Below are 12,302 nucleotides of genomic sequence, written 5' to 3'. Positions count from 1 at the left end.
AAGCAGCCCCATTCTGAACAAGGCGGGCACACTGAGGCGCCTGGATTTGGGGCCGCTTCGCGCCCCAGCGGGAGCAAGCTCCCTCGCCACGACAGCGCTCGCTCAATGACTCTGGGATTGGCCTAGCAGATGACTCATCGCAATCTTGAGCTTCATCGGCCGCACCGGCTTGTGCATCAGGGTGTGGCCGCGCTCGCGGATCTGCTGCTTGAGTTCGTTGCTGTAGTTGGCGGTGATCATCATGGCCGGGATCGGTGAGGCCCGGCGGGCGTTGATCCGGGCCACGGCGTCCACACCGTTCTGATCGTGGTCCAAATGATAATCGGCGATCAGCAGGTCGGCCTCGGCGTGGTAGTTGTCCACTTGGCGGGCCAGGTCCTGCTCCGACAACGCCGTCACCACCTGGCAACCCCAGCCCTCCAGCAAGGTGCGCATGCCGGCGCAGATCGCCGCATCGTTATCCAGCACCCAGACCCGTGCCCCCCGCAGTCTTTCCAGCATCGGCTCACTCATGTCCAGGCATGGCAACGGCTTGGGTGCGGTGGCGCTCAGCGGCACGTCGATGGCGAACATCGAGCCCTTGCCCGGCCAGGAGCGCACCTGGATCCGATGCCCGAGGATCCCGGCGATTTTCTCGACAATCGCCAGGCCCAGGCCCAACCCACGGTCCTGGTTCGGGCGCTGGACGTCGCCGCGCTTGAATTCCTGGAATATTTCCTCCAAGCGATTCTCGGCAATGCCGATGCCGCTGTCCCAGACTTGGATCGACACGCGCTGGCGATACCTCCGGCAGCCCAGCACCACCCGACCGCTGGGGGTGTAGCGGATGGCGTTGCTCAGCAGGTTGCGCAGGATCCGCGCGAGCAATTGCATGTCGCTGCGCACCAGCACCGAACAGCCGACATAGTGCAGCTCCAGCCCTTCGCTGCGGGCGATCTGGGCGTATTCGGCGGCCAGGTTGTCCAGCAACTCGCTAAGGCCGAACGGCGCGACATCGGCCTTGATCACCCCGGCGTCCAGCTTGGAAATGTCCACCAGGGTGCCCAGCAGGTTCTCCACGTCCTGCAACGAATTGCTGACGTTGCGCACCAATTGCGCGTTGGCCACCGGCTCGCGACGTTCGAGCAAGGCACTGGTGAACAAGCGTGCGGCGTTGAGCGGTTGCAGCAGGTCATGGCTGACCGCTGCGAGAAACTTGGTCTTCGACAGGTTGGCTTGCTCGGCCTCGCGCTTGGCCTCCCGCAGGCGCAATTCCACCCGGCTGCGCTCGTCGATCTCCCGCAGCAACTGGTCGTTGAGGGTGGTCAGTTCGGCCGTGCGCTCCTGGACTCGCTGTTCCAGGTTCTGGTAAGCCTGGTGCAATGCCTCGGCGGTGCGGCGGCGTTCGGTGATGTCGCGGATCAGCACGAAGATCCCGACCACTTCGCCGTTGGCCAGGCGGTTCGGCACGTAGGAGCGCAGCATGTAGCGCTCCTGGTTGTTGATGTTGGTTTCGGCGAATTCGAAGGTGACGCTCTCGCCCGCCAATGCCCGGGCCACGTAGGCTTCCAGGCGCTGGTAATGCTGCTCGCTATGGGCTTCGCGCAGGCTCTGGCCGAGCATCACGCCACGGGGCCAGCAATACCACTGCTCATAGACCTTGTTGGTGAATTCGTAGACCAGGTCGGCGTTGAGGTAGGCGATCAGCGCCGGCACATGGTCGGTGATCAGGCGGATCCAGCGCTCGCTTTCGCTCAGTGCCTCGGCGTGCTGGTAGCGCTCGGTGATGTCAGTAAACGTGTTGACGTAGCCGCCGGTGGGCAATGGATGCGTGCGGATTTCCAAGACGCGGCCATCGGACAGGCGCTGCTCGCACTCATGGATCAACCGGCCGTTGCTGTCGCGACTGGCCGGGGTCAGCAGTTGCAGTTCACTGTCGCCGATCACTTCGTTGAAGGGCCGGTGGGCCGCCACCGGGGCCAGGCCACTGAGTTCAAGGAAGCGCCGGTTCCACAGCTCCAGCACACCTTGGGCATTGACCATCGCCACACCCTGGGACAGGTTGTCCACCGCCCGCTGCAGCAGGTGGGACTTCTGCGCGATGGCCTGCTCGCGGCGCACGGTTTCGCTGAGCTTGACGTCGGTGATGTCAGTAAACAGGATCACTCGCCCGCCTTCCTGGGTCGGCCGCTCGCTGACTTGCAGCCAGCGGCCGTCCTGCAAGCGATACAACACGTGCTCGTCGGCCTGGCCGCGGGGCTCTTCGCTGAACAAGCCTTTGGCGGTCATCAAGCGCTTGACCTCGCAAAGGCGCATCCCGGCGATGATGCGCACCCGGCTGTTGGCCCAGAAGGCCTTGAAGCGGCTGTTGAACAGGACGATGCGTTGCTGCTCGTCGAACAGCACAAACGCATCGGAGATGCTCTCGATGGCGTCGATCAGGTGCCGGTGGGCGGTTTCCGCCCGCAGCCGCGCCTCGCCCAGCAAGTGATTGCCGGCCTTGAGCTCGGCCATGGCCTGGTTCAGCGCGTCGGTGCGCTCACGCACCTGCTCGGCCAGCACCACCGAGTGCTGGAACGCCGCATAGGGGTCGTTGCCGCGGGTCACGCCAGACTCCACCCGCTCGATCAGCGCCGCGTTGATGCGCCGCAACTTGCGGTTTTCGTGTTGCAGGCTGGCGAGCTGGGCCTGTAGGTCAGCGATGGCCGGGGACGCGATGTCGGGCAATGGCAACTCCGGTGAACGTCTGGTTGATGTGCATGCCATTGAACTGTTCTCCATAGGTGTTGAACCCCATCACCCGTTGTTCGCGCAGGAACTCGCCGATCTGTTCCAGGCCGCCGCGGTCTTCCAGCTCCAGGCGCCGCAGGAAGCAATCGCAGCCGATGGTCAGCAGCAAGTCGCCGAGGCGCGCCTGCAAACCGTCGAACAGTGTTTGCAGGTTGTGCAGCAAGGGACCTGGCGTCATCGCGGTGAGGACGATGCCGTTCTCCACCGCACAGTAGAAACTCAGGCTCAGGTCCGGGTGCACCTGCTGGATCGCACGCACGTAGTACTGGTCGTTGATCCGCACCGCCAGTGGATGGGCGGCGAAGACTCGGTAGTCGAGGGCGCTCACTGGGACGCCGATGTGCCGGGCGTATTCCTCGGCGGCGGGTTCGGCGTTGAGCTCATAGACCCGGCGCGAAGCACTGTCGGCGCCGGTCACCACCAGTTTCTCGTCCCGGGGCAGGATGTGATGGGTGGTGAAGACCTCGAACTCCAGCCACGTGTTGATCAGCACCACCACGGCCGCGCCGCTGTGGAACTGGCCTTCGAAGTAGACGTGGGTGTGGGTCAGGTAGTTGTCATCGCCGGCCGAGCCGCCGAAGTGCGGGATATCCCCCAACGCGGCGCTCAAGGCCGCCAGCACCATTTCCTCGCGGCTGGACAGGCCGTCGAGCAGGGTCAAGGCGAAACTGTGGCCCTTGATCGGCGCCAAGGCATTGCTGCGACAACCGCTGGCCAGGCGCTCGACCATTTGCTGGGCGTCGATCAGGCTGAAATGCTCCATTTCACCGATCAGCTCGGCGGCAATGGAAAAGTGTCGATGATCGAACCCCACCGCCGTCACGCAGTTGCGACCGTAGCCCTGGGCGGTGATTTCCCCGGCGCTGGTGCAGCCCACCAGGCGAATCCCGCCGAAACTCTGGGACAGCGCCTGGCCCAGGGCCGGCAAGTCGTATTCGGCGGAACAGAAAAACAGCACGAACCCCAGGTGCGGGTGCAACAACTGCCGCGCCAGCGCCTGGGCCACCTGCTGGACGTCGGTCGCCTGGGACATGGCGCTCACCACACCTTCGCTCTGCTGCATCATCGCCTCCGGCGGGTGCGTGATAGGAGCCCTGAGTGTACGAAGCCGCGCCGGGGCGACGAATGCTACTTGGGTAGTGGGTGGACACTTCCATGGGATGAGAAGGTGATGCACACCGCGCGCCCTCCTCCTGGTTTGGAATACCTTTGTGGCGAGGGAGCTTGCTCCCGCTGGGCGCGAAGCGCCCCCATGAAGCTGCCCACATCAACCCGACACACCGCGGCGCCTGGCCTTGGGGCTGCTGCGCATCCCAGCGGGAGCAAGCTCCCTCGCCACAACAGCCGTTCAGCCGTGTGTCAGGGGCTGTCGATCGTTCCCTCGCTCCTGCGTGGGAATGTCGCCAGGGACGCTCCGCGTTCCACTTCTTCAAAAACTAAACTCCCCATCCGTGAGCACACCCGGACGTCCAGCAAATGAAGGCCGCTTTTGTGGCGAGGGAGCTTGCTCCCGCTGGGGCGCGAAGCGCCCCCCCATGAAGCGGCCCACATCAACCTGACACACCGTGGCGCCTGGCCTTGGGGCTGCTGCGCAGCCCAGCGGGAGCAAGCTCCCTCGCCACAAAAAGCGGTTCGGTGCTGGCAATAGAGCGGTTCGGTACGCGGGCAATATCAGTGGTTCATCGGCGCCATGGCGCTCACCTGCCCCAGCAGTTTCTGGTCGATGTCTTCCAGGCGCAGCACCCGGCCGCCGCTATCGCTCGCCAGTTTTTCTGCCGCCTGGGGATCGGAGAACGAAGCCAATACCACGCCCATGGCGCCTTTGAGCCCGCTGCCAATGACGAAGTACGCGCTGCGGGCGTCGATCAGATGGGCATCATCCGGCGCATCCCAATGGCTGCGCCCCATGTCGTGGACATACAGCTTGACGTCGGCCCGATGGTTTTCCGGCTGCAACCACCAACCCAGCATTTCCGCCGGCGAGCAGAACTTCTTCACGCCTCCTGTCCCGACCGCCGCGCCCTTGGGCCCGGGAAAGTCAGTGATGACCATGCCGCACACATGGCACTCATCACTGGAATGGAACGCCAGCGCCGCCTCGCTGGCCGCAGGTGGCTCGGCCTTGTCGCAAGCCGCCAACGCCAGGCACATCAATAACCCGGCCAAGAGGCGGCCCGTCTTCAAAGACACTCTATTCATCGTTGCATGCTCCCTTGATCAAGATCAGACATTCACGGGCACCGGCGATAGAACAACCGATAGGCCAGCCACAACGGGATTGCCACCCACAGGCCCAGGCACAACCAGAGCAAAGGCGCCGACACCGGCAAATCGCTGCCCAGGGTCAACACCGCGGCACCGCTGGAAGCCGCATCGAACCCAGTTAGGTTGATCAGCCGATACACGTCCGTAGGATTGAACAGCAGCAACCATGGCAGCAGCTCCGGGCTGAACCGCCCCTCGCTCAGCACCAGCAGCGCCAGCAAGGCCAGGTCGAACACCAACACGAAGAAAAACCACACCCCGAGCGCCAATCCGGCGGCGGTGGATTTCTCTGCCGACACGCTGCTCAGCACATAGGCCAGCCCGAGGAACACCCAGCCCAGCAGCGTGCTGGACAACATGAACCGGCCGAAGGCCCAGAGCAGCAGGCTCAACTGAACATCGTCCACCAACAGAGCGATGGCCAGCATCGCGCAGCCAAAGCCGATGAAGGTGGCCAGGGCCAGGATCAAGCCGTGCCCGACAAACTTGCCCAGCAGCAATTGGCCGCGCCCCAATGGGTAGGTCAACAACAGCAGCAACGTGCCGTTCTCGTCCTCGCCGACAATCGCGTCGTAGGCCAGCAGCAAGGCAATCAGCGGCATCAGGAACGTCGCCAGGCTGGACAGGCTCGCCACCGTGGCGGGCACCGAGGTAAACCCCAGCTGACCGGCCGCCGCCGCGCCGAGCCAGGCGATGCCGATCGCCAACACCGCGAACAACAGGCTGATCGCCAACAACCAGCGATTGCGCAGGCCATCGCTGAACTCCTTGCGGGCCATGTTCCAGACCGGGTTCATAGGCTGGCCTCCTCGGCGGCGGCACGGACCATGTAATGACGGTACAGATCCTCCAGGGACGGCGGCTTGATCTCGACATCCGTCGGGTCGTCCTGGGCCAGTAACTGGCGCAGCAATTTCAGTTTGCTGCCGTCCGGCGCGGACACCTGCACCCCTTCCGCGCCCCAGCCCTGCGTGGCGTGCCCTTCGCTGCGCCAATGCTGGCGAAGCCAGTCGGCTCGTGACAGGCCCGAGGCGCGGATCAGCGTCGGCAGTCCCGCGTCCTCCCGCAGCCGGGCCAGGCTGCCCAAGGCCAACAGCCGACCCCGGGTCAGAATCGCGGCGCGGTTGATGTGCGCTTCCACCCCGGGCAAGACATGGGAGCAAAGAATGATGCTGGTGCCCTGCCAACGCAGGCGGTCGAGCAGTTGATAGAGGTCCTGAGTGGCGATGGGGTCCAGGCCCACGGTCGGTTCGTCCAGCAATAACAGGCGCGGCTGGCCGAGCAGTGCCTGGGCCAGGCCGAGGCGCTGGCGCATGCCCTTGGAATAGGTCCTCACCCGCCGCCTGGCGGCGCCCGCCAGCCCCACTTCCTCCAGCAGACGTTCCACCTGCTCCGGTGCCGCGCCTTTGAGCCGGGCGAAATGGCGCAAGGTTTCCAGCCCGCTCAACTGCGGGTAGAACATCACGTTCTCGGGCAGATAACCGAGCATCTGCCGCACACTCGGGTCGCTGGGTGCGCGACCGAAGACACGCACCTCCCCCTCGCTGGCCCGCAGCAAACCGAGGATCAACTTCATGGTGGTGGTCTTGCCCGCGCCGTTGTGCCCGAACAACCCGAGCACCTCGCCTTGGGCCAGGGTCAAGTCCAGCCCGCGCAGCACGGCGACATCGCCATAACGCTGGCTGACCCCTTCGATCTCGACGACGTTCAAGACGCGTTCTCCTGGGCACTGTTGCGTGATGGGGGCTGGACAGGGGTTTCCATCAGCGGATGGCTGTCCATCACCCCGGGAGATTTCATCACCGGGAACGCCCGCTGCACCCAGCGCAGCAGCTCGATCCCCGGACTGTTCATCAACAACCGCACCTGGGGATACAGCCACAGCAGGCGATCGACGTTGTCGTTGGGTTCATAGGCCACATCGCCCAGGCCGTCGCCGTTGCGATCCCAACCCAGGTAATCGCTCCAATAATTGCCGCGCCCGTCCGCCGACCATTCCTGCAACCGCGTGGCCACGTATTTGACCTGGCGCTGGTTGTGGACGAAGGCATTGCCGGCGATGCGGTTGTCCTCCGAGCCGGCCGTCAGGTGGATGCCCACGGCGCTGCGCTCGAAATGGTTGCCTTCGATGCGGTTGAACAACGAGTTGTAGATGAACAGGGCCTTGCCCTCGGCGCCGCTGATCATGGTGTCGCCGGTGGACCCGTCGCGCACGTCGCTGACGAAGTTGTCGCGCAGGGTCGAATAAGTGATGTAGTTCATCAGGATCCCGTAGTTCTGGTCCTGTTCGGAGCGATTGCCGATCACCGTCAGCTGGCGGCTTTGCATCAACGCATAGCCGGTGCGGGTGCGCCGGGTGACGTTGTCCAGCAGGCGATTATCGTTGGCGAACATGTAATGCACGCCGTAGCGCAAATCCTCCAGCGTGTTGCCCTGGAGCAGGTTGCCGTTGGAGGTGTCGATGTAGATGCCGTCACGGGTTTCGCGCACCTGATTACCGATGACCCGGGCGCCGTGCACCGCATACAAATGGATGCCGTTGCCTCGGTCCTGGGAGCGCAGGCTGGGGTCGCCCTGGATGCGGTTGTCGATCAGGCTGACGTCCCGCGTGCCATCGACCCAGATACCGAAGCCCTGGCCTTGCATCCGATTGCCGCGCACCACGGCGCCTGTTGCCCCGGGCTGGATGAACACGGCGGCGTTCATGGCCGTGAGGTCGTGGCCCCAGTCCAGGAAGGTGCAGCCCTGGACCTGCACGTTCGGCGCGCGAATGATCAAGCCATTGCCCTCGCCTTGCGCCTCGAATACCGCCTCTGGCGCGCAAGTGAGCGTCATCGGCTGATCGATACTGAACGAGCCTTGATAGTGCCCCGCAGGTAGGCGCCAATGCTGCTCGCCCTCAGCCTGCAAAGGCAGATTCATAATCGGTTGCGGCGCGCCGAACGCACCGCCCGACAGCAGGCAGGACACCAGGGCAATGACCGGTCGACGAACGTTTGCATGCTGCGTTTTCCCGGTCATTGCGCCTGTCTCCTTGATGAATGACTCAGGCTTTCTCAACCAGCATGCGGCCGACCATTTCCATGTGCAGGGCGTGGCAGAACCAACTGCAGTAGTACCAATGCAAGCCGGCCTTGTCGGCGGTGAAGGTGATGGATGAGGTCTGTTGCGGGCTGATCTCCATGCTGGCGCCGTGGTTGGTCATGACAAAACCGTGGGACACGTCTTCGATCTGGTCGATGTTGGTGATGGTCACGGTCACCTCGTTGCCTTGCTTGACGGTGAACTCCGTCAGGCCATAGGCCGGCGCCATCGACGTCATGTACACCCGTACCTTATTGCCGTCGCGGATGACCTTGTTGTCGGTTTCGAGGTTGATGCCGTCCTTCTTCGCGAGGGCCACGGTGTCGGCGAAGAACGGATCGTTGCGGTTCCAGATTTTCTGGGTCTTGATCTGGTCGCGCCGCGCGAGAATGCAGTCATGGGGTTCGGCGAAGGCCGGGCCGTCGTGCACCAGCTTCATCTCTTCACCGGAAATGTCGATCAACTGATCGTTCTCCGGGTGCAATGGGCCGGTGGGCAGGAAGCGGTCCTTGGAGAATTTGCATAACACCACCAGCCACTTGCCGTCCGCCTCGCTGGTTTCGGTGAGGGACGCATGGTTGTGGCCCGGCTGGTACTGGACGTCGAGTTTCTGCTTGATGTAGTTGACCTTCTCGCCCTTGTAGGCGCGGATGGCCTCGTCCATGTTCCACTTCACCACCTGGCTGTCGATGAACAAGGTCGTGTACGCGTTGCCGCGCCCGTCGAACGTGGTGTGCAGCGGCCCAAGCCCCAGTTCGGGCTCGGCGACGATCACTTCGCGCGGGTCCTTGTAACGGTCGTTGAACAAATCATCCAGGCGGTCGATGGCGATCATCGAGACCGTGGGCGACAGCTTGCCGTTGGCGATGAAGTACTTGCCGTCCGACGAGGTATTGAGCCCGTGGGGGTTCTTCGGCACCGGAATGTAGCGAGTGAACTCGGAGTCCTTGCCGTCGGTCTTGCGGCCATCGACCACCGGCACCTTGGAACCGTCCAGGGTGATGAACTTGCCGGCCTTGATCGCCGCCTCGATCCGCGGGATGTTGAACACCACCACCCAGTCGCGCTCGTTGCGCATCATGCCGCCCAGGTCGTAGGCTTTCTCGGAGTTGTAGCAGGTGCTGGCGGCGTATTTGCCGGTGTAGTCGGCGTCGGAGTTGTCCAGGTTGCCGTCGACGATTACCTGGAAGGCCATCTCCATTTTTTCGGCATCGATGGCGTTGAACATCGTGAAGCTGTTTTTGTCCTGCAGGTCGAAAGTATGGCCGTCGTTGGGGTGCGGGATCACGAACTCGGCGTTGGCGAACACGTACTTGGTGTACGGCACCTTCTGCAGGCGCAAGCCGTGGATGGCCTGGACGTTGGGCACGGTGAGGATCTTGTCGCACTTCATGATGTCCAGGCGAATGCGCGCGACCCGGGAGTTGGCCTTGTCATTGATGAACAGGTATTTGCCGTCGTACTTGCCGTCGGTCATGGAGATGTGCGGGTGGTGGCAGTCGCCGTTCTGGTATTTGGCGCTGTCACCGAGGATGCGCTTGCTCTCGTTGGTCAGCCCCCAACCGGTGGCCGAATCGACGTTGAACACCGGGATGCGCATCAGCTCGCGCATCGACGGCACACCCAGCACCCGCACCTCGCCTTGGTGGCCGCCGCTCCAGAACCCGTAGTATTCGTCCAACTCACCGGGCCCGACGTGGATCTTGGACTTGGCTTCCTTGGCCGCCGCTGCCCAGGACTCGCGGGTGAACGTCCCGGCGCCCAGCGCCGTGGCGCCGGCCAGCACCGCGCCCGTCACCGCACCGGTGCCGAGAAAACTGCGCCGGCTGACACCCCGGGGCGCTTCCACCGCGCCAGGGACTTGGTCTTTTTTGTCGCTCATGCTGTGTGCTCCATGAAGAATGAAACGGTCAAGGGACAGGCCATTGGGGTGCCTCAAGGCGCCGGGTTCACCTGCACCACGGGAATCAGTTGCGCATCGGTCACGGCCGCCTTGCCGCGCTTCTTGCGCTTGTTGATCAGCGGCGGGCATTTGTTTTCGTTGTGCCAGGTCATCTGGCAGTCGAGGCAGTAGTGGCATTCGTTGGCGTTGATCCGGCCATCGGGATGGATCGCCTGGATCTCGCATTCCTTGGCGCACAGTTGGCAGGGGTTGCCACATTCCTTGCGGCGCTTGAGCCAGTCGAACAAGCGCAGGCGGGTCGGCATCGCCAAGGCGGCGCCCAGCGGGCAGACGTAGCGGCAATAGACTTTGCGGGTAAAGACATTGATCACCAGCAGGCCCGCTGCGTATGCCACGAACCACCACTGGCGGTCGAACTTGAGGGTGATGGCGGTCTTGAACGGCTCCACTTCGGCCAGCCGTTCGGCGCTGGACATCGACTCCAGCGAGACGCCGAACAGCACCAGCAAAATGATGTACTTGATCGCCCACAGCCGCTCATGCACGGCGAACGGCAGCTCGTATTGGGGCACCTTGAGCTTGCGCGCCAGTTCGTTGATCAGCTCCTGCAACGCGCCGAACGGACACAGCCAGCCGCAGAACACCCCGCGTCCCCACAACAGAATGCTGCCGGCGGTGAACACCCAGAGGATGAAGATCAGCGGATCGGTGAGGAACAGTTCCCAGCGAAAGCCTTCGAACAGGGCGTGGACGAAGGTCAGCACGTTGACCACTGACAACTGCGCCAGCGCAAAGCCGCCCAGGAACACCACGGTGAATATCAGGTAACCGCGACGTACCCAGTGCAACAACGTGGGCCGCCGGGCCAGTGAATCCTGGAAAAACAGGATCGCGGTGAGGACCAGCAACGCCGCACCCAGCACCGAAATCTCCACGTTTTTCTGGTACCAGAGTGTCAACCACATTGGCCGGCCGGCTTCTTCGGCGGCCGCCAGTTGCTCGGCGGTGGGCAATGGCCGTTCCAGGTAGGGTTCGGGCAGTTGATAGGCCAGCTCGAAACTGCTGAAGGTGCCGCTGACCGGACCGGTCTGGCGGCGCACCAGCAGCTCCAGGTTCCAGGGCGAGCCGGGGTCGAAACGGTGGGCGGCACGGATGATGAAAATCGCCATTTCATCGAAGTCCGGCATGTCATCAAGGGCCACATCATTCAGGCGCTGGAAATCCAGGTCGCGAAAACTGATGGTGTCGCCGGACTGACGCAACTGCACCCGGTCGAAAATGCCGCCGCGTACGTAACCCGAGCCCTTGAAGGAATAACGACCGCTGCCCATCACTGCAATGGCTTGTTCGCCCGGCTTGAGCTCGGCCATCAGCGTGCGGTATTGCGCCTCGCCCAGCAGGTTTCGGCCAATGGTGGGTGGGTTGAGGTGGGTGGCGTAGAGGTCGATGAAGGTGTCGTTCACCTGCTCGCCGCTGGCGGTCTCGACCTGTTCGGCTTCGGTGCCCTTGAAGGACGCATCGACCTGGCCACGGGTCAGGTGCAGGCGACGGACCGCGCCGTTGCCGGTCAAGGTCTTCCAGTCGGCAGCCTCGTAGATATCCGCGCGCACCCGCGCCGGTGCCACGGCCAATCCCGCATCGCCCTTGACCAGGCCGAGGGACACCGCGACATCGTGGGCGGCGCGCATGATCACTTCGTTGACCACCATGGCGGTCACCGTGGCGCCGGCGATCGCATCGACCGTCACCGCATTCGGGTCGCTGGAATGCCCTACCACCACTCGCTGGTTGACCTTGATGCCGCTGTAGCGCGCGCTGAAGCCGTGGAGTTTTTCTTCGGCGATGCCGATCAGCAGGATCGGTTCGTGGTGTTCAAGCACATAGGCGTCGAGAATCACCCCGGCAGGATCGAGAATGACCTGGACGTTGATCGGCTTGCCGGAATACGCCGGAATGTCCACCACATCCAGGCTCTGGAACACGTAGCCCGCGACCTTGCCAGCGGCGGACAGCTTGCGAACCTTGAAGGGACCGTCGGGTTCGGAGATCGAATCGACCGAGCCCAGGACGTGGTGGATGCGTTGTTGCGGGAGGTCACCGTAGTCCTTGGCCTGGACGATTCCAGCGAACATCAGCAGTAGAACGAACAGCCCGGGGAGCCAGGAGCGGGATAGGTGCAACATCACAGAGGGACGGGTCATGAGCGCCAGGGCTTGAAGACAGGATCTTGGCGATCATTGTGGGGCCCGCCCCTGGCATGGGCCCTTGATTGAAATCAACT

The 12,302-nt window shown here is 63.4% G+C and carries 8 protein-coding genes; all 8 read right to left on the bottom strand.

The genetic code is table 11. The annotated features are described in order from the left end of the window. Positions 1-102: 102 nt before the first annotated feature. On the bottom strand, positions 103-2,745 hold the full coding sequence (gene nahK / locus HU767_RS25770; protein WP_238349522.1) for a hybrid sensor histidine kinase/response regulator NahK/ErcS': 2,643 nt from the start codon (positions 2,743-2,745) through the stop codon (positions 103-105). Beyond that, positions 2,675-3,835, bottom strand: coding sequence for a nitric oxide-sensing protein NosP (gene nosP / locus HU767_RS25765; RefSeq protein ID WP_186707603.1), 1,161 nt, complete (start codon positions 3,833-3,835; stop codon positions 2,675-2,677). Before nosP ends, nahK begins: the two co-directional genes overlap by 71 nt. Before the next feature lie 605 nt (positions 3,836-4,440). Next, complete coding sequence (locus HU767_RS25760; protein WP_186710346.1) at positions 4,441-4,968, bottom strand: nitrous oxide reductase accessory protein NosL; 528 nt, start codon at positions 4,966-4,968, stop codon at positions 4,441-4,443. Positions 4,969-5,000: 32 nt separating this feature from the next. After that, entirely contained in the window at positions 5,001-5,831 is an 831-nt protein-coding gene (locus HU767_RS25755) for an ABC transporter permease subunit (RefSeq protein WP_186730808.1), read from the bottom strand. Beyond that, complete coding sequence (locus tag HU767_RS25750; protein ID WP_186710344.1) at positions 5,828-6,745, bottom strand: ABC transporter ATP-binding protein; 918 nt, start codon at positions 6,743-6,745, stop codon at positions 5,828-5,830. Before HU767_RS25750 ends, HU767_RS25755 begins: the two co-directional genes overlap by 4 nt. Continuing rightward, positions 6,742-8,055: a nitrous oxide reductase family maturation protein NosD gene (locus tag HU767_RS25745; protein ID WP_186710343.1), complete on the bottom strand. Its 1,314-nt coding sequence runs from the start codon at positions 8,053-8,055 to the stop codon at positions 6,742-6,744. The genes HU767_RS25750 and HU767_RS25745 overlap by 4 nt, the downstream gene beginning before the upstream one ends. Positions 8,056-8,080: 25 nt before the next feature. Next, a complete protein-coding gene (nosZ, locus tag HU767_RS25740) occupies positions 8,081-10,000 on the bottom strand; it encodes a TAT-dependent nitrous-oxide reductase (protein ID WP_186710342.1) in 1,920 nt (639 codons plus the stop codon). A 53-nt stretch (positions 10,001-10,053) separates the two neighbouring features. Next, positions 10,054-12,222 (bottom strand): NosR/NirI family protein, encoded by a 2,169-nt coding sequence (locus HU767_RS25735; protein WP_238349521.1) that lies wholly within the window; start codon positions 12,220-12,222, stop codon positions 10,054-10,056. Positions 12,223-12,302 lie beyond the last annotated feature (80 nt).

This window comes from Pseudomonas sp. SWRI179, assembly GCF_014268705.1.
GTDB classification, from domain to species: Bacteria; Pseudomonadota; Gammaproteobacteria; order Pseudomonadales; family Pseudomonadaceae; genus Aquipseudomonas; species Aquipseudomonas zanjanensis.
Note: the sequence above shows the minus strand (reverse complement) of the source record. Positions and strands in the feature narration are given on the sequence as shown.